Source organism: Lysinibacillus sp. OF-1 (assembly GCF_028356935.1).
Lineage (GTDB): Bacteria > Bacillota > Bacilli > Bacillales_A > Planococcaceae > Lysinibacillus > Lysinibacillus fusiformis_D.
This window is the reverse complement of sequence record NZ_CP102798.1, coordinates 145093-163756: the sequence shown is the minus strand read 5'-3', so window position 1 is coordinate 163756 and position 18664 is coordinate 145093. Positions and strand designations below refer to the sequence as shown.

Annotated in this window: 22 protein-coding genes; 5 read left to right on the top strand and 17 right to left on the bottom strand. The window is 37.3% G+C overall.

Annotation, left to right across the window (positions count from 1 at the left end; all coding sequences use genetic code 11):
* Nucleotides 1–10: 10 nt before the first annotated feature.
* From NV349_RS00835 to NV349_RS00790, 10 genes are all read right to left on the bottom strand, one after another.
* Entirely contained in the window at nucleotides 11–733 is a 723-nt protein-coding gene (locus NV349_RS00835) for an amino acid ABC transporter ATP-binding protein (protein ID WP_036125761.1), read from the bottom strand.
* A complete protein-coding gene (locus NV349_RS00830; RefSeq protein WP_036125759.1) occupies nucleotides 726–1385 on the bottom strand; it encodes an amino acid ABC transporter permease in 660 nt (219 codons plus the stop codon). The genes NV349_RS00835 and NV349_RS00830 overlap by 8 nt, the downstream gene beginning before the upstream one ends.
* A gap of 141 nt (nucleotides 1386–1526) precedes the next feature.
* Nucleotides 1527–2321 carry a transporter substrate-binding domain-containing protein gene (locus NV349_RS00825; protein ID WP_036125757.1) on the bottom strand — a complete coding sequence of 265 codons (795 nt, stop codon included), beginning with the start codon at nucleotides 2319–2321 and terminating at the stop codon, nucleotides 1527–1529.
* Between the two features lie 316 nt (nucleotides 2322–2637).
* Nucleotides 2638–2997 carry a Na+/H+ antiporter subunit G gene (locus NV349_RS00820; protein WP_036125106.1) on the bottom strand — a complete coding sequence of 120 codons (360 nt, stop codon included), beginning with the start codon at nucleotides 2995–2997 and terminating at the stop codon, nucleotides 2638–2640.
* Nucleotides 2975–3259, bottom strand: a complete 285-nt coding sequence (locus tag NV349_RS00815; protein ID WP_036125101.1) for a Na(+)/H(+) antiporter subunit F1 — start codon at nucleotides 3257–3259, stop codon at nucleotides 2975–2977. The genes NV349_RS00820 and NV349_RS00815 overlap by 23 nt, the downstream gene beginning before the upstream one ends.
* Nucleotides 3259–3741, bottom strand: coding sequence for a Na+/H+ antiporter subunit E (locus tag NV349_RS00810; RefSeq protein ID WP_036125100.1), 483 nt, complete (start codon nucleotides 3739–3741; stop codon nucleotides 3259–3261). The genes NV349_RS00815 and NV349_RS00810 overlap by 1 nt, the downstream gene beginning before the upstream one ends.
* Complete coding sequence (locus NV349_RS00805; RefSeq protein ID WP_036125097.1) at nucleotides 3741–5246, bottom strand: Na+/H+ antiporter subunit D; 1506 nt, start codon at nucleotides 5244–5246, stop codon at nucleotides 3741–3743. Before NV349_RS00805 ends, NV349_RS00810 begins: the two co-directional genes overlap by 1 nt.
* Nucleotides 5239–5577 (bottom strand): Na(+)/H(+) antiporter subunit C, encoded by a 339-nt coding sequence (locus NV349_RS00800; RefSeq protein WP_036125094.1) that lies wholly within the window; start codon nucleotides 5575–5577, stop codon nucleotides 5239–5241. The genes NV349_RS00805 and NV349_RS00800 overlap by 8 nt, the downstream gene beginning before the upstream one ends.
* Before the next feature lie 3 nt (nucleotides 5578–5580).
* On the bottom strand, nucleotides 5581–6003 hold the full coding sequence (locus NV349_RS00795; RefSeq protein WP_036125091.1) for a Na(+)/H(+) antiporter subunit B: 423 nt from the start codon (nucleotides 6001–6003) through the stop codon (nucleotides 5581–5583).
* Nucleotides 5993–8404 (bottom strand): Na+/H+ antiporter subunit A, encoded by a 2412-nt coding sequence (locus NV349_RS00790; protein WP_271912060.1) that lies wholly within the window; start codon nucleotides 8402–8404, stop codon nucleotides 5993–5995. The genes NV349_RS00795 and NV349_RS00790 overlap by 11 nt, the downstream gene beginning before the upstream one ends.
* 567 nt (nucleotides 8405–8971) lie before the next feature.
* Here NV349_RS00790 and NV349_RS00785 point away from each other — a divergent pair.
* Nucleotides 8972–9658 (top strand): adenine nucleotide alpha hydrolase family protein, encoded by a 687-nt coding sequence (locus tag NV349_RS00785; protein ID WP_036125087.1) that lies wholly within the window; start codon nucleotides 8972–8974, stop codon nucleotides 9656–9658.
* Nucleotides 9659–9691: 33 nt separating this feature from the next.
* Here the strand turns inward: NV349_RS00785 and NV349_RS00780 are convergent, their stop codons facing one another.
* Complete coding sequence (locus NV349_RS00780; RefSeq protein WP_036125084.1) at nucleotides 9692–10897, bottom strand: MFS transporter; 1206 nt, start codon at nucleotides 10895–10897, stop codon at nucleotides 9692–9694.
* Nucleotides 10898–10999: 102 nt separating this feature from the next.
* Between NV349_RS00780 and NV349_RS00775 the strand changes: the two genes are divergently transcribed.
* Nucleotides 11000–11719 (top strand): DUF421 domain-containing protein, encoded by a 720-nt coding sequence (locus NV349_RS00775; RefSeq protein ID WP_080717103.1) that lies wholly within the window; start codon nucleotides 11000–11002, stop codon nucleotides 11717–11719.
* A 20-nt stretch (nucleotides 11720–11739) separates the two neighbouring features.
* Here the strand turns inward: NV349_RS00775 and NV349_RS00770 are convergent, their stop codons facing one another.
* Nucleotides 11740–12444: a CBS domain-containing protein gene (locus NV349_RS00770; RefSeq protein ID WP_036125082.1), complete on the bottom strand. Its 705-nt coding sequence runs from the start codon at nucleotides 12442–12444 to the stop codon at nucleotides 11740–11742.
* Between the two features lie 204 nt (nucleotides 12445–12648).
* Between NV349_RS00770 and NV349_RS00765 the strand changes: the two genes are divergently transcribed.
* Nucleotides 12649–12837 (top strand): MerR family transcriptional regulator, encoded by a 189-nt coding sequence (locus NV349_RS00765; protein WP_249646086.1) that lies wholly within the window; start codon nucleotides 12649–12651, stop codon nucleotides 12835–12837.
* Nucleotides 12838–13290: 453 nt separating this feature from the next.
* Here the strand turns inward: NV349_RS00765 and NV349_RS00760 are convergent, their stop codons facing one another.
* From NV349_RS00760 to NV349_RS00740, 5 genes are all read right to left on the bottom strand, one after another.
* Nucleotides 13291–14073 (bottom strand): ABC transporter permease, encoded by a 783-nt coding sequence (locus tag NV349_RS00760; protein ID WP_036125077.1) that lies wholly within the window; start codon nucleotides 14071–14073, stop codon nucleotides 13291–13293.
* Nucleotides 14070–14954: an ABC transporter ATP-binding protein gene (locus tag NV349_RS00755; protein WP_036125076.1), complete on the bottom strand. Its 885-nt coding sequence runs from the start codon at nucleotides 14952–14954 to the stop codon at nucleotides 14070–14072. Before NV349_RS00755 ends, NV349_RS00760 begins: the two co-directional genes overlap by 4 nt.
* Nucleotides 14951–15154, bottom strand: a complete 204-nt coding sequence (locus NV349_RS00750; protein WP_004233126.1) for a PLDc N-terminal domain-containing protein — start codon at nucleotides 15152–15154, stop codon at nucleotides 14951–14953. The genes NV349_RS00755 and NV349_RS00750 overlap by 4 nt, the downstream gene beginning before the upstream one ends.
* A gap of 110 nt (nucleotides 15155–15264) precedes the next feature.
* A complete protein-coding gene (locus NV349_RS00745) occupies nucleotides 15265–15696 on the bottom strand; it encodes a protein-tyrosine phosphatase family protein (RefSeq protein WP_058843787.1) in 432 nt (143 codons plus the stop codon).
* 20 nt (nucleotides 15697–15716) lie between these two features.
* Nucleotides 15717–16664 (bottom strand): carbohydrate kinase family protein, encoded by a 948-nt coding sequence (locus NV349_RS00740; RefSeq protein ID WP_036124949.1) that lies wholly within the window; start codon nucleotides 16662–16664, stop codon nucleotides 15717–15719.
* 343 nt (nucleotides 16665–17007) lie between these two features.
* Here NV349_RS00740 and NV349_RS00735 point away from each other — a divergent pair, with 343 nt between their 5' ends.
* A complete protein-coding gene (locus NV349_RS00735; RefSeq protein WP_271912057.1) occupies nucleotides 17008–17571 on the top strand; it encodes a GNAT family N-acetyltransferase in 564 nt (187 codons plus the stop codon).
* Nucleotides 17572–17589: 18 nt separating this feature from the next.
* On the top strand, nucleotides 17590–18504 hold the full coding sequence (locus NV349_RS00730; RefSeq protein WP_036124953.1) for an EamA family transporter: 915 nt from the start codon (nucleotides 17590–17592) through the stop codon (nucleotides 18502–18504).
* Nucleotides 18505–18664: the final 160 nt, after the last annotated feature.

The window sequence follows — 18664 nt, the reverse complement described above, 5'->3', positions numbered from 1 at the left end:
CTCTGATTATTTATAAAACTTTTTCCAAAAAATCCTTTGCACGCTGTGTTGATGGTGCTGTAAAAAACAATTCTGGTGGAGCATCCTCAATGAGCTTACCACCATCAAGGAAAAGAATACGATCAGCAACCTCACGAGCAAAGCCCATCTCATGTGTCACAATCAACATGGTCATACCTGAATCTGCGAGGCTTTTCATAACTGCTAATACCTCTTTTACCATTTCAGGATCAAGTGCTGATGTAGGCTCATCGAATAATATAACTTTAGGGTCCATCGCAAGTGCTCGCGCAATGGCAACACGTTGCTTTTGTCCCCCAGATAATCGGTTTGGATATTCCTGGCGCTTCTCAAACAGTCCTACTTTCTTCAGTAGTTCTTCTGCTTTGTTGATAGCAGCTGTTTTATCTAACCCCTTCACATTGATTGGGGCATATGTTAAATTTTCTAGTACTGTTTTATGAGGGAAGAGATGGAAATGCTGAAATACCATTCCTACTTCTGCACGTATTTTCATAATATTTGTCCCTTTATCCGTAAGGACATCCCCTGCGATTGTTACCTTTCCACTCGTGGGGATTTCTAATAAGTTTAAGCAACGAAGGAATGTCGATTTACCAGATCCTGATGGTCCAATAATGGCTATTACTTCTTGTTCTTTGATTTCTGTAGAAATACCCTTTAGTACTTCATTTTGCCCATATGATTTGTGTAAATCTTCAATTTTAATCACTTTTTCTCATTCCTTTCTCGATTCGTTTACCAAGGAACGTTAAAACAAGCGTCATAAGGTAATAAATTACTCCCGCAAAAAGTAATGGCTCAAGATAACGGTATGTTGAACCTCCTACAATATAGGCACGACGCATAATATCTAATGCACTGATTACCGTCACAACGGCTGTTTCTTTATTTAATGTAATAAATTCATTAACTAAAGATGGTAAAATATTTTTTACTGCTTGTGGAATAATAATATCCTTCATCATTTTTGCATATGGAATACCAAGTGCTTGTGCCGCTTCCATTTGCCCTTTATCCACTGCATTAATACCAGCACGGATAATTTCTGAAATATAAGCACCAGAGTTTAAACCAAATGCAATAATCGCTGTAGGAATTGGTTCAATTTGAATATCCAGTAATTGTGGTACTGCATAATAAATAATCAATAATTGTAATACAAGTGGTGTACCACGGAAAATCGACGTATAGAAATCAGCAAACCAACGTAAAACATTGACCTTACCAATTTTACATAATGCCAGTAGTATACCTACGATAAAACCGATGATGGATGCACCGATTGCAATTTGAAGTGTAACACCTATCCCTTTTAAAATATAAGGAATAGAGGGAACAATCGCCGTAAAATCTAAATTCACAGCGCTCCCTCCTTTCTTTTTCATCTTGATACAGCTATTGTTTTTTGTACAGAAGGTGAAACGTCGAGCATAGAAAACTCTCCCCTCTATAGGGAGAAAAGCACAAGCGATAGCCCAAATAAGAGCTATCGCACGCTTTAATTATTCAACTTTTTCTAACCATTTTTCTTCTAACTCTTGAATTTTTCCTTCTTCTGCTAATTCTTTTAGTGCTTTGTTAATTTTATCTTTCAAATCGCTGCCCTTTGGAACTGCGATCGCTTTGAAATCTTCCGGTTGTTCTTCTACAGGAAAGGCTTCTAATTGGTCATTTGTTTTTAAATAACCTTTCGCAACGCCACCCTCTAAAATACCTGCGTCTAAGCGTTTAGACATCATATCTTGAATAATCTCAGGGATACGTGTACGTCCTTCTACTGCTACATCTACTTTTTTTGCAATATCATTACCTAAATTTTCTTGAATAGATGCTGTTTGTACACCAATCTTTTTTCCAGCCAAGTCAGCTTCTTTTTTAATGCCGCTATCCTTTTTAACAATGATTACTTGCTCTGTTTCATTGTATTGATCAGAGAAATCAACCACTTTTTCACGATCTGGGTTTGGTGTCATACCCGAAATAACTACATCAATTTTCCCTGCTTGTAATGCTGGTACTAAACTGTTGAAGTCCATATCTTGCACTTGCATGTCAACGCCTATTTTTTCTCCAACTAATTTGATTAAATCTATATCAAATCCAATAATTTCTTCACCTTTAGCTGCATCAACATATTCAAATGGAGCATAGTCAGCTGAAGTACCAACCTTTAATACTTGCTTGTTCCCTGTATCAGTATTAGATCCTGTATCGCTTGCATTATTATCTTTAGTGCCGCATGCTGCAAGTACACCTATAACAAGTACAAGCATTACCATGAATAACTTGTTCTTCATAATCATTGATCTCCTTTTATTTATAATTTATTGTGTATGAGAATTCATTTCTCGAAAATAGTTGATTGGATATTTATTCATACTTAAGAATAAAAAATCTATCTGCTAATTAAGATATACTCTTTTGAAATAATAATCAAGATAAACTAAAAATATTTTAGCGAATTATTATATACATAATTTTCAGATAAGTCAATTTATTTATATTTCAATTGCTCTTTACTATACTATTTTCCGAAAGCACAACAATTATCCCATAAATATTGAATTAAAAATAAATAAAAAAAGACCCCCAATGTAATGGAGGTCCTCCAATTTATTTTTCCTCAGGAAACAACTTTGTCTTTAGCTCGTCCTCTCCAGAGCCTTCTGCTAATGGAACATGCGAACGATAAGCTGCGCGGCAGATTAAATGTCCAGCAACTGGTGCTGTTACAAAGACGAAAAGAATACCTAAAATGAGGCGTACACTGACAAAACCATCATGCACCCAAAAATAGATAAACGTACCTAGTAAACAAGTTAACACTGATAATGTAGAGCTTTTCGTAGCAGCATGTGATCGTGTATACACATCTGGTAAGCGAATCATGCCAAATGCGCTAATAACGCTCACAATTGAACCTATCAAAATAAGGATGACGGCCGCCCATTCAATCATTTGATTTACGTTCAACAATCACACCTCTTTCAATATATTTGGTAAAGGCAATTGTACCAATAAACGCTAAAATACCTAAAATAAGAATGGCCTCCAAATATGCCTTCGTCTTTAAAATAATCGAAACAATCGCAATGGCCGATAATAGATTTACACCAATTGTATCGAGAGCTATGGCTCGATCAGGCATTGATGGACCACGGATGACTCTATACAGCGACAGCGCAATGGAAATACTAAAAAAAGCAAGCGCTAGCAGTAGAATATTGGTAATCATTAGCGTGTCACCTCCATTATTGCTTGTTCAAATTTCCCAATTGAGCGTATGACAGCATCCTTAGACTGCTCAATGTCCATGGCATGGATATAAAAGACATCGCCCTCTTCTGATACTTCCATCACTACAGAGCCAGGTGTTAGCGTTAGCAGTAAGGCAAGAGCTGTAATCTCCCAATCGCCCTTAAGTACCGTTTTATACGTGAAAATACCAGGCGTAATGTTAAGCCTTGGAGTAGTTATTTGTCTTATAACGCTATAACTTGATAAAAATAGCTCCCAGTTAAACAGCCATAATAATTTTAAGATTGAAAAGACACGTCGCAAATAAAATTGGGTGCCATAAAAGCGATGCATCGCATATAAAATACCCATACCTACAATAAAGCCCATTAAAAATGTCGAAAAATGTGGTGTCACTTCATCCTGTAAAAGTAACCAAAGTGTTGCGATAAATAAATTTAAGATAAACTGCATCGCCATTATTTATTCACCTCACCTTGCCATAAATCACCATCTAAAACAGCATCAATATAAATAGATGGTGTATAAAGTGTTTCCGCTGCATCTGTTACAAAAGGTGCCAATTTTTCAGCCCCAATACCTAAACCGAGTGTACATGCAGCCAATAGTGTTAATGGTAGCAGAATACGTTTTGGTAAAGGTTTTTCATCCTCTATACTAATGATGGTTTCTCCAAAAAAGGAAGAAAGAAATATTCGTAGCAGTGAATACAAAACAATTAAACTAGAGAAAAATCCTAGACCTAATAGAACAAAATTGCCACCTTCTATCGCACCTTGTCCAATTAAAACTTTTCCTAGAAAACCGCTTAATGGCGGTATACCAGCTAAAGAACACATAGCTACAAAGAATAACCATCCAAAAAAAGGATAATTTCGTATAAGTCCACTCATTTTATCTATTACCGTTTCCCCAGTGACATAAATCATCATACCAATTGCTAAAAACAGCATAGCCTTGGCTACCATATCATGCATTAAATAGTAGACAACGCCTTGCAAGGCTGATTCTGTACCAATCGCTAGACCAGCTACTATAAAGCCAACACCAATCAGCACATTGTAGGAGGCAATCGTTCTGACATCTCGTCCTGAAAGAGCGCCGATACAGCCTGCTATAATCGTGACTCCAGCCATTATGCCGAGTGCCATGTGTGTGACTTCCGTATTGTTAGGGAAAAGCAATGTAAAAGTACGTACAAGTGCATAAATCCCTACCTTTGTTAATAAAGCAGCGAATAAAGCAGCAATAGCAGTTGGTGGTACACTATAGGAGCCTGGCAACCAGAAGAATAATAAAAGTCCAGCCTTCAAGCTGAAGACAATTAAGAAAATAAGCGCCACTGTTGTAATAAGGGGATTAGTCCCTGCCTCCATCACACGAACAGATATATGGGCCATGTTTAATGTACCAACTGTGCCATATAGGAAAGCTAACGCCACTAAGAAAATCCAAGAGGCCACAATATTGATGAGCACGTATTTCAATGCTTCACGCAGTTGAATTTTCTCGCCACCTAAGCTAATAAGTGCATAGGAAGCAAGCAGCATTACTTCAAAACATACAAATAAGTTAAAAATATCGCCCGTCAAAAATGAGCCGTTAACGCCCGCTACCATGAGTAAGGTAAATGGATAAAAATACATTTTTTCATACCTTAACTCCATCGTAAAAATTGCATATAGTATACAGATAACGGCCACAAGATTAGCAACTAACACTAATAATGTTGCAAATGAATCTGCCACAAATGAAATACCAAATGGCGGAGCCCAGCCACTAAAATCAATTCGCAATATACCTTGATGTTGAATCTCTAACAATAAAATAATGCTAATAATAACAATAAAGCTTAATGTCAATAAGCTGATGATACGTTGTAACATCACATGCTCTTTTAAAAAAACCAGTAAAATAGCTGTAATTACCGGTACAATTAATGGTAAGACAATTATATTACTCATCCGGCGTACCTCTCAATTCATCAAAATTCCCTGAACCATTTGTCTTGTACGCACGATAGCCTAAAACTAAAACAAATGCAGTAACAGCAAAGCTAATCACAATAGCTGTTAAAATTAACGCTTGTGGTAACGCATCTGTATAAGGGCCCTCTGATTCCCCTAATAATGGTACAGCTCCTTTTTTAAGACCTCCCATTGTCAGAATCAGTAAGTGGGCAGCATGTGATAAAACAGCAGTGCCTAATATAACACGCAATAACTGTTTCGAGAGGATTAAGTACGTTGCAACAGCTACTAATATACCTACTAAAACAAGTATTAAAGACTCCATTGGCTACTCATCCTCACTTATACTTAAAATAATTGTCACGACAACACCCACCACCGTTAAAGCTACACCCGCTTCAAAAATGGTTACGGTTGAAAAACCCATTTTCCCAAATATCGGCACATCAATATACGTATAGGCCTGTGTTAAAAACGGCACATCGAAAAACAACGAACCTATTGCAGTTCCAGTTGCAAGCAATACGCCTAATGCTGCAACCTTTTTAAAGTCAAATGGCATTCCTTTATGCACAGTCTCAATATCATAGGCTAGGTATAATAAAACAATGCCAGAAGCTAACACGAGGCCACCTATAAAGCCACCACCTGGCGCGTGATGTCCAGCAAAGAACAAATACACACCAAGTGTTAAAATAATGAATACGACTGTCTTTGTGACCGTCCTTAATATCACATCATTAATTTTCACGATCTGCTTCCTCCTTTCGTGGCTTAAGCTTTGTCAACATATAGACCCCTAAGCCAGCAATCAGAAGAACAACAACCTCTAACATCGTATCAAAGGCACGGAAATCCCCTAGAATTGTATTGACAATATTGGAACCCCCAGCCAATTCATAGGAATCATTGAAGTAAGTGGACACTGGTTCAAAGCGATCGTAGTGTACGACTGCCAATCCAACCATTGTTACGGTTGCCCCAACAAAAATGGAGATCATCGCTTTTGACCATTGAATCCTTTTGCGAGGAGCTTCCGGCATTAGATCTGGTAAATATTTAAAGCACAACAGGAATAAAGCCGTTGTTACCGATTCAACAACCAATTGTGTTAAAGCTAGATCTGGTGCACGGAAAATGACAAAGAAGAAGGCAATGGAATAACCTAATACACCATTTAACAACATAGCTGTCACACGACCTTTTGCAAAAATCATCCAAATTGCTGCAAAAATCATGACAAATACAAGAATTAGCTCATAGTATTCAACAGCAGAGTCCATGTCAAAATGAAAGGTCATTGCGTCTGACCAAATAAAATAACCAGCAATAAGTGCAACGAAAAATACATATATATAGACAAAATAATGTGTTAAATTACCTGTCATATATTTACTAGTGAGCTTCTTAGAGCCGCTTTCACTCATCTCAATTATTCGATTGTAATACGTATTAAACGTATACTTTTGTGAAAATAGGCGATAAAGTGGCTTCCAGCTTTTTAATGTTTTGAATAAGATTATCCCAATAATAATGACACCTAGCGTCATTATTAATTCCGCATTGATGCCATGCCACGCATGGACATGTGGTGTTAATTCACTTGTTGTTGGGAATGTAGGATAAATACTTGCCATAGCAGGCTCTAAAATATAGTGACCTAGCACATTTGGGAAGAAAAAGATACCTATTACCAACAAGCATAAGATTATTGGTGAAATTAACATGCCAAACGGAGCTTCATGTGGTTTTCTATCCATCTTCTCTGGCTGTAGTTTACCCAAAAATGTACGGCTAATTAATATCAAACTGTAAACAAATGTAAAGATACTTGCCACCCATGCTACTAATGGGAAAAACAGCCCTACATCAGCAATTGAGAATGCCTCTACATCTCGAATAGCCAATACCGCAGCAAAAAACATTTCCTTACTTAAGAAACCATTAAATGGCGGTAATCCTGCCATCGAGAAGCTACCGATAACTGCGATTGTAAATGTTATAGGCATTAAAGACATTAGGCCACCTAAACGGCGAATATCACGAGTACCTACTTCATGATCGACAATTCCAACCATCATGAATAAGGCTCCCTTAAATGTCGAGTGATTCACAAGGTGAAATAACGCCGCAAAGCTTGCTTGTGTATAGAGAATAGAATTCTCTGCATAGCCATAATAATGACCAACAGATCCAAGACCAAATAGACTCATAATTAAGCCCAGCTGACTCACTGTTGAAAAAGCTAATAAAGCTTTTAAATCCGTTTGACGAACAGCATTAAAGGAACCCCAGAATAGTGTAATTAGACCAACGACACTGACTAGCCAGAACCAAATGGCTTCTCCTCCAAAGACTGGTGAAAAACGGGCAACTAAATAAATTCCTGCCTTAACCATTGTCGCTGAGTGTAAGTAAGCACTAACAGGTGTTGGTGCTTCCATAGCATCCGGTAACCAAATATGGAATGGAAATTGAGCAGACTTTGTAAAAGCTCCTAGTAAAATTAAAATTAGCGCTGGCGTAAACAGAGAATGATCACGTATTACTTCTACATTAGCTACAATTTCACGAATACTAAATGTTTGAGAGGCCACGTAAAGCATTAAGAAGCCTGCAAGCATCGATAGACCACCAAAGACTGTAATCATCATCGCCTTTTTAGCTCCTGCGCGAGATGCTTTTCTATGGTGCCAAAAAGCAATTAATAGGAATGATGACACACTTGTTAGTTCCCAAAATGTGTATAATACCATTAGGTTATCTGAAAAAACAACGCCAAGCATAGCGCCCATGAATAGTAATAAATAGCAGTAAAAATGATGAAGAGATTCTTTCGTTGATAAATAAAAAATAGAATATAAAATGACTAAACTACCTACTCCTGTAATCAGTAAACCAAAAATCATACTGAGTCCATCAAGGTAAGTTGTGAAATTTATATTAAAAGAGGGAATCCACTCATATGTATGGATAAATGTTTTACCCTCGGCAAGTTGAGGAATATAGCGCGCGAGTAAAAGAAACAAGATAAGTGGAACAGATAAAACAAACCAGCCAAGATGTGTGACACGCCTTAGTCGCCTATAAAGCAATGGGATTAGTGCAGCACAAACAATTGGCAAAAGTATTGCGATGAGAACAGTAACCAAATGAAAACCTCCTACTATCAAAATCATCTAGCAAATTTTTGTGGTGATTGGAATGGTAAGTGCTAAGACTCTAGAAATTTGTTCAAGCTAAGTAACATATCAGATCTATTCTTGAAATTTTTTAAATGGAATGTGGTGGGGTGTGAAAAAGTGCCTTGTCGTTTATCAAAAATGGTTATGTTAGTTATTTAGTCACTTCTAACCCGATGCAAGCCTAAATAACTTGTGGAAAATCAGATAATTTATACAGTTGTAACTTAGGTTATATCAGTACAATGAAGACACTTGACTATCTATTTAACACACTGCATAATAGTGTGGCATATGAAAGCAATTTTGCTCAGATGCACATAATGCATAAATTAAATAATTTTAAATTATTGATTTAAGCTTAATCCTTCAAGGGTTTTCCAATATATTTCCGTTAACTTTTATACGTTTTTAAGTATACAATATAAATGAGCATAATGCACTGTAACAGCATCAATTTTAGCTGTTTTAGGATAATTTTTTCGATACAACAGTGAAATTAACAAAATACCAACAGATAAGAGGTGTACATTTTTTATGAAGCATGTAAAAGGGCGTTTGGATGAAAGTATATTAGTTTGTGTTTACTACGGCTTAAATGGCGAACGTTTAATACGTCGTGGTCATAAGATGGCCACAATGCTAGATTGTCCACTCTATATTCTTTCAGTCGATTCGCAACCCCTTGATGCATTTGACGCAGAAAAATCTAGTTATATAGAGCAATGGAAGAAGCTATCAGATGAACTTGAGGTTGAAAAATTCATTTTGCAAGATAATGAAAAACGCCCCATTCAAAAAGTTATTGCAGAAGTCGCAAAGAGTTATGGTATTTCACAAATTATCGTAGGGCAAAGCGCACAAAGTCGTTGGGAGGAAATCACTAAAGGTTCTTTCCTAAACGTACTGTTAAAAGAAGTTCCTTTTGTAGACTTTCATATTGTGGCTGTTCAACGTCCAACAGACGATGATGCAAATGAAACATATGAAAAAGGAGTACGTGCTTACTTAATTAAAGAGCAGGATCACTTTAAAGTAGCATTTACTTGCCCTAAATATGTATCCATCGAAGGTATATTTTTCAAGGAAATTGGCACGGACTTTGACAATGGCATCTTTAAATTTACTTACAATGATAAAATGCATGAAGTTCATATTTCAGAGGGCTACGTGATCGATCAAGAGAAGTTGCCAGCAGAATTTTTAGCTCCATTAAGACAATAAAAAGACGCGTACCTCTTAAAGAGGACGCGTTTTTTAAACTGCAGTGGATGCTGGTTTATCCTTCGGTAAAAAGAAGGCAATCAACAATAATAACGGTAATAAGGAAACGACCATCATAGTAAAATCAATCCCTTTATGATCCATTAAAATGCCGATAACCATCGCACCTATTGCTCCCATACCAAAGGCAAAGCCCGTTGTTAAGCCAGCCATTGTACCAATTTTTGTTGGTACTAGCTCTTGAGCATAGACTACCGTTACGGAGAAGCTAATCATAATCAATGTACCGATAATGACTAAAAATATCATAGCGGCCCATAATGGTACATAGGGCAATGCTAAACAAAATGGCATTGGCACTACCACAGAAAGAATAATGACATTCTTTCTACCAATACGATCTGATAAAGAGCCTCCGAAAAATGTACCTACTACCCCGAATGCCATGAAGGTGAATATTAATATTTGTCCTAGTCGCAGGCTGACATCATAGTGATCCATCAAATAAAACACATAAAAGCTTGTTATATTTGTTGTATAAAATGATCGTGCAAAAATAATTGTAAATAATAATGTTAACGCAATTCCTACTTGTTTCTTTGTTAAAGGAGGCAATGTTGAGATTAGTACACGTTTTTTCTTCGCTATACGCTCTTGCTCCAATTGTTTTTTATACCATGTAGCTATTTTACTCAATAAAATGATACCAAACGTTGCAACGACTAATACGATTGCAGCACCACGCTGCCCGAAAATATCAAAGATGTACGCACTAATTAACGGTGCAAGAGCTTGTCCTGAATTTCCCCCTACTTGATAGATAGACTGAGCAAGTCCTCTTTTAGAACCAGCTGCCATAAATGAAACTCGCGATCCCTCAGGGTGAAATATAGCTGAACCAAAGCCGATAAATAATACCGCAATAATAATAATCCAATACTGTGTTGTAAACGCGATAATGGCGATACCTATAAAAGAACTAATCATACCTATTGGTAAAGCATAGGGCATTGGTTTTTTATCACTGATAAAGCCTACAGCAGGCTGTAATGCAGAAGCAAATATGTTTAAAACAAAAGAAATCATACCAATTTGTGTAAAGGTCAAACCTAATTCACTCTTAAATATCGGAAACATCGCTGGGATAACAGCTTGCATCGTATCATTGATAAGGTGAGCAACACCGATTGCAACCATAATTGGATAGATTGGATTTGTTAAATTTAATTGTTTATTCATGTTGCCACCTCGCTCATATTTTGTTTATACAGGATTGTCGCATACTATCGACCATTTTGCACAAGCTATAGTTCGACAGCTGTAAAAGGAGTTGATATATGCATGGAAAGCTTTATTCATGCTCACTTTTGGGAAATGATTCTTCGAACAACACTTTCGTTTTTTGCATTACTCATTCTGGCACGTATACTTGGGAAAAAACAATTGGGCCAGTTAACATTCTTCCACTATATTACAGGTATTACATTTGGTTCGATTGCTTCAGAAATAGCCTCACAGGAAGAAACACCTTTTTTAGATGGTATGATATCCCTCGTTTGGTGGAGTGCTTTAACCTATTTGATGACCGTCATTACCATTAAATCTAAAAAGGCTCGTGTTCTCATCGATGATAAACCTACCATCGTTATTCAAAAGGGGCTTATATTAGAATCAGCTCTACAAAAAAATCGTCTTCATTTAGATGAGCTAACAATGATGCTACGTGAACAAGCCATTTTCTCTGTACAGGATGTTGAATATGCTATGTTAGAAACAAATGGTAAACTCAGTGTTTTACAAAAAACTTCTGAGCAAGTGGCTACGAAGCAAGATGTGAAAGCGGATGTATCACCACCTACTTATCTGCCTACGGAAGTCATTTCGGATGGTCAACTTATTACAGAAAATATAGTTGAGCTTGAGCTAACAGAAGATTGGGTATTGAAAAAATTGAAAAAACAAAATGTGCAATCAGTAGAAGAAGTTTATTTTGCTCAAGTCCAAACAAATGGATCCTTATACATTAGCCTAAAAGACAAATCGAGACATTCAAGCCCGTAATTGTTTGTCTCGTCTCTTTGTTAGTCGATCTTTACTATATCTAATGGTGTAATGATACCTAGTAATTTTTGATGTGGTTCGCCATGCTCTGTTATTAGTAAGGCCTCGAAGCGCCTTCCCCTTTCGACCCCTTGTTTAAAAATCTCCTCAGCCTCATAGATCGTTAAAGATCTGCTGACAAATTTGTAATTTACTCTATTTTTCTCATGCATTAAAATATCATGCAACGTAGGAATCCTTTTTGGTAGATGGTCACCACCCATTTTTGAAGCAAGCCAATTCGTAATTCCTACTGTCGTGATAAGCCCTTTAAATTGCTTATTATAATAAACTGGGAACTGCGTAAATTTGCGTTGGCGTATCACTTTTAGTACATGTTTCAATGAATCGTTTTCCTGAAAAACCAGTACTCTTTTACGGAACATTTGTCCCACAAGCGTTGGCTTAGCAAGGGTAGCATCTATGTATTCAATTCTTTCTACAACATCGGTATGTGGTTCTGCAATGACATAATGTAAGGAAGTACGGTGATGCACAATAGCATTACGTAAGTCGGCATATGAGCGTAAATCATCCTCATATTTCTTCACCAAGACATCCTTTTTCTTTGCTTGATCAATCAGTCGATAAAAAGCCATAAAATCCTTGGCTCCTACAATATCTCGTAATCTATGATCTATTCGATTAAACGCTGTCAGGAAACGATCGGAGTTTTCAGTCCCCACTTTTCTTGTACCTTCTTTCTCTATTCATCTATATATTTTCCGAGTTATTTGACAAATTTCGAGTTACACACCCATTATATTCCTAAGTTATAGAGATTCCAAGAATGTAGTTTTTAAATATAGAAATGAATTAACAATTCCCCCTTGAAAGTGACGTAATGTTATTTTATATACTAGCTGTAACAGAGAGGGGTATTAGTTATTTTGCTGACGATTCACCATGTTTCCAAGCAAACTGGCTTACTGTTCGCACATTATGAGGAGATTGAACTGTTACTTCCAACAGTAAAGGCGGAGGGTGGACAGAGGATTTACGGTGAAAATGCCCCTACAAATCGTATTTTTAAAGGCATGAGGATTCAAATTAAAAGAAATTCAAACTCTACTAAATAATCCATGGGCGTGGCAAACAAGTTAACTTTTATAGCAGAGGAACAAAAGAAATGACAACAGATGGAGAGTGCCATACTTGGATTAAAGAACGCTGCGGCTATTGAGAGAAGGCTAACAGAGTCCCTTATCCAGAAATTCATCCAGCTTTCGAATCAATAACGAGATAAAAAGCAAGCTTTCCGACAGCAAATTTTTGTAGCTGCCGAAATAGATCTCATTAACTTGGTGATGATTACACCAGGGATCATTCTACTTGTTTTACATCTTTTATTCTGTGGATTTATGAATCAACCGTTAAGAAAAATTCAAACACTTTTTGATCAAAGTACAAGTTCTGCTCTTTCTTGGATTATGTTCTTTATCGGGCTGATACTGCTTATAAATGGTGGGATGATTTAAAAATAAAAAACGGTAAAAACTCATCGTAAACTGTTTTTTACCGTTTTATCTTTTTTAGATTTTTGCCATAGACGCATTTCTTTTCATCATCGCAATCCCAATGCTAATACAGATAATTGTTAATGCCACAGTGATTATTAGGCTCCACCAATAGTCTGACATGTCCATTGCTCCTCGTACTAGCAAAATTCCATAGCTCGCTAGTTTCCAAGGAGATATTGTCCAAAAGATTCCCACTATCATATCTACGATTTGCCCTACAAAGATCACCGTAAATGCACATGTAGTAGCTATAACCGTTTTAAAACTAGCACTCATCAGTAATGAAACAGCTATTACAAATAACAGCCAAATATAGTACGTACAAAAACTAATTAGTAGTGCTCCAATGTCCAAAGTTCCATATAATATGCTTGTGTAATATACACTTGCAGCAAAGCCAGCTAAAATACTTACGAAACAAACTGTGCCTATAACAATAAACTTACTCATAAAGTAGGCGCCATATGAAATGGGCCGTGCATATAAGAGGGTAGCCATGCCACTTGCTCGTTCTTTACTAATAGCCCCTACAAATGAAGCCATCATCACCAGTAAGCCTATTGTTTGAAACTGTCCAATAGAAGCTTGGAGTAAATCAACTGGCACTAATTCTGGCATTAGCATTTCAAAGCCCTCAGGTACATTCCCAACAGCATTTAATATATCCATCATATAATAGTTTGTTAGTGGATCACTCATTCCAAGCAAAGCAAACACGAGAGGTATCCATAAAAATTTCCAGCTTCGCCATGCTTCTCTATATTCCTTTTGCAGAAGTACTTTGAATCCACTCATGCTTTTTTCGCCACCTTCATGAAAATTTCTTCCAGAGATGCTGTTTGTCGCTCCACTTTTCGGATGGTATAAGGACATGCACTTAAACGTTGTAGCAGCTCCTTCATCGTTGGCTCCTCATTCACAACCTCGATATACACATAACAACCGATTATAGTATAGGATGGATCCGCAAAAAGCTTCGCCTCTTCTTCACTGCCAAATTCAATTACATAGTTTTGCTCATCAAAACGTTGCCGTACCTCACGTAATGTACCCTGTTCTACTAGTTTTCCATTTTGCAAAAATAATAGCTGGTCTGTCATTTCTTCCGCATCATTTAAAATATGCGTTGAATATAAAATGGTTGTCTCTTGTTGTAAACCTTTTAATAAATCGAGCACTTCTCTGCGTCCAACGGGATCTAACGCTGAAACTGGTTCATCTAATAGCAGTAATTTAGGCTTATGCACAATTGCCTGGGAAATACCAAGACGTTGCTTCATTCCCCCAGAAAAAGTGGCTATTTTTTTATGTAGCGCATCCCCCAACCCTACGAACTCTAATGTTTTTTGTGCTTCTAATTTAGCTTTTTTGGCTGCTACACCATTCAACCTAGCAGCCATTTCTGTAAACTCTAATGCACTTAGCCAAGGATGAAACTGCGGATATTGAGGTAAAAACCCTATATTCGCACGTAAATCTCCATTTAACATCCTTACACTTCCAGCAGTCGGTTTTAAGAGCCCTGTTAACATAGATAAAGTTGTTGTCTTGCCAGCTCCATTTGGTCCAATTAAAGCCGTTGAAGTCTTTTCTTCTAACACGAAATGAATATTATCTACAACTGTGTGCTCTGCAAATTGCTTGGTCAAGCCTGTAACTTGAAGTAATGTTGTCATGACTGCTTTCTCCCTACTATAAAGTACGCAATGGACCCTAATAGATTGGCAAATAGAATGATAAATACCCATAAAATTTTAGGACCATTTGTGGCATGGATTTTACGCAGATCAATAAGCGCTACGATCATTAATATAATTTGAACGATGATGAGCGGTGCGATAACCGCCCATGGAACCTTTGCTAATTCCTCCATCATACAGATCACCTCATCATTTGTTATATATTAACTATAACAACTTTGTTCTAATATGTATAGAACAAAATAAAATTTAATAAAAAAGATGCACCCTAATAGGTACATCTTTTTTATTTATATAGTTGTTGCAATGCATCTTCCATTTTTGGGCGAATGGATACTTGTGGACGAGCTTTTTTAACTGCTGCTTCTGCTTCCTCTAATGAATTAACCATTCCCAGCTCCATTAATGCGGCTGCGGCGGCAACACCTGCACGTCCGCCACCACTTCCACAGTGAATATATACTTTTTGCCCGTCCTCGAAGGCTGATGCAATTTCTTTCGCTACTTGTTGAATAGATGATGCTACCTCAATCTCTTCATCTGCAATTGGCAAATGTTTATAAGAATAAGGAACTGTTTGCTGCTCTTGTGTGGAAAGCCCTTGAACACGAACATCTATCACAATATTTACGGATTCTTGTGCAAATGCAGTCTCAGCGTCTTTTGCGCCACCAAAGAATAGTCGATCTTCTACTAAAGCATCGTAGTTCTTTTCCATATTCTCCACATCCCACATGTTTATTTTAGTAAATGCTTAATGTCCTCATAATATGGTAGGGCAGTTAATGCACCTGCTTTTGTGGCAGCAAAAGCTCCTAATTTATTGCCGAAGCTTGTACAGCGCACGAGTTCTTCTTGCGTTGTAGGTAAGCCATTATAATGGACATCACGTAGTACGCCTGCCATAAATGCATCGCCCGCACCTGTCGTATCTACAGGTACTACCTTCTCCGTCGGCACATGGAGAACCTCACCATTAAGTACAGCATAAGTACCATTTTCTCCTACTGTGATTAAGATAATAGGCACTAAATAGCTATTGAGATGTGCAATGCCCTCTTCTAAGGTAGTTGTCTCTGTCAGGAAGAATAATTCATCATCCGTAACCTTTAAAATATCAACATCCTCAAAAAATGATGTAATCGTCTCTCGACAAATTTCCTCACTGCTCCAACGTAGCGGTCGAATATTGGCATCCATTGCAATAATTGCACCCTTATCCTTTGCCATTTCTACAGCTGCTCGCGTTGTGGCAAGTGCTGTTGGATGGAACATAGTACCTGAACATACTGTTAAAGCCGAAGCATGTTTAAAAGCTGCTTCATTTAGCTGTGATGGTTCCACTTGTAAATCGGGTGTTTCATCAACATAATCTTTAAAAATCCGCTCACACGCTTCTGTAAGATGCACATATACGCCACTTACTCGCTTTGCTGGATTAAATACGGCATAATCCAGTTGTACACCCTCTTGGGCAAGCCCATCTCGCACAAATTGAGAGCCTTCATCATCCCCTGTAATAGTAATTAATGCCGACGGTGCCCCAATTCGGCTAATACCAGCTGCAACATTTACCGTTGCACCACCCATATATTTAGTAAATGATGTGTTTGTTACATCATCAGCAATATAGTCAATAAAAGCATCTCCATAGACTAATATAAAATCCTTCTCTTGCTTTGTCATGATTGTCCTCCAAAATGTCTAGTCATTATAGATTAACACGAAAATTGTCATTCTATCAATGACGCCGGGGCGTCATTGCGTCCAAATATTTTCGAGCTGACGAGTAGAAGTGAATCTATAACTGTCTGTCCGTCCTGTCCTGTGACAACGGTTAACTGATCTGCATCATACAAGCCTCTTTTCAAAATCTTTGATATCAGCTAGAGCCATTGTTTTAATTTAGTGTTTTGTTGAACACCTGCTGGATTAAGCTAATGGGTTTTACTTTTGTTAGTGGGCTATAAAATTTGAGTCAATCTCTATCTTTGTTATACTTGCCTATAGAAAGGTAGGGATTATCAAGATGAGTATTATAATTCGACAAGCGCAACCACATGATGCCCATGCCGTTGTGCCTCTTATTATCGATGCAATTGGTGAAATTGCTAATCGCTTAACTGGCGAGAAATCAGCTGAAGCTGTTATACAAGAACTGACAATTCTTTTTCAACGTGACGACAATCGACATTCTTATTTAAATACCTTTGTCGCTACTGAAGGAGAGCAAATATTAGGGATTCTCGTTTATTATCACGGTGCACAAGCCGTTCACATGGATGCTAACCTTGTTAAATGGCTAGAAGCAAAAAACGCTACATCCATTGTCATTGATCAAGAAGCACATGAAGATGAGGCATATATCGATACTGTTTGCGTAGCACCAGAAGCACGAGGTAAAGGAATTGGAACATTGCTATTACAATTTGCCGAAGAGCTAACAAAGCAGCGCGGCTATACAAAATTATCATTAAATGTTGAAACCCAAAAAGAAGATGCTCGCCGACTTTATGAGCGTTTGGGCTTTGTTATTACAGAGCCATGGTCCATAATCGATGAGCCATTCCATCACATGGTGAAACAGTTTTAGGAAGTGAAATATTTATATATGAAAACAAATTTTATTTACCCTCTTTTGATTGTCATTGCTTCTAGTAGCTACGGTATATTGTCAACGATTGTCAAAGTAGCTATGCAGCATGGCTTTACAACATCAGAGGCAGTATCAAGTCAGTATATAATTGGCTTTTTACTCGTTGTAGCCATTTTTATTTTTACAGACAGAAAATTACCGAGTCCATCCAAAAAGGGCTTACTTATTTTAATTTGTGCTGGAATTTTTACTGGGACGACAGGAATAGTGTATGGAGAATCTTTAAAATATCTACCCGCTTCTCTTGCGGTAGTCATGCTATTCCAATTTACATGGATTGGTCTGCTAATTGATTGTGCCCTACACAAAAGATTACCCAGTCGACCTGAAGTAATTTCGATCATTATCTTATTTGCAGGAACTATTTTAGCTGCTGGTGTATTAAATGTAGATTTAAGTGGCATCCCTATCCAAGGGTGGCTATTTGGCTTTGCAGCAGCCTTTACCTTTGCTTGCTTCATTCAATTCAATTCGCGGCCTGTCGAGGGAGTTACTACGACTTCTCGGGTATTAATCGTTTCCTTCGTAGCCCTTATTATGATTAGTATTTTCCTTAGCCCTGAGGTTATTTGGAATGGCCAATTATTCATGCAAGGCTTATGGAAATTTGGACTAGCACTAGGTCTTTTCGGTATCATTTTACCAATTTACTTATTTTCAATCGCTATTCCTAAAGTCGGTGGCGCGCTAGCTTCCATTTTAAGTGCCATCGAATTACCAGTTGCCGTTACAGTTTCGGTTATTGTTCTGCATGAACCTTTAACCGCTGTACAAATCGTAGGGATTATTCTCGTTATTGCTGGTATGATGCTGCCAACCATTATTGCACAACGGCAACAAAAAGACAGCTTATTAGAAGCCCATTCATAAATCGACAAAAAACTCCTTAAAAATGGAATGATTCCTTTTTAAGGAGTTTTTTTGAATTTTGCTGAAATCGCATTGCTTACTGTTAAGTACTTAGCTATGATGAAGGCAAATGTAATTTTTTAATAATTCTAACATTAATCTTATCCTTTCGTATTATACT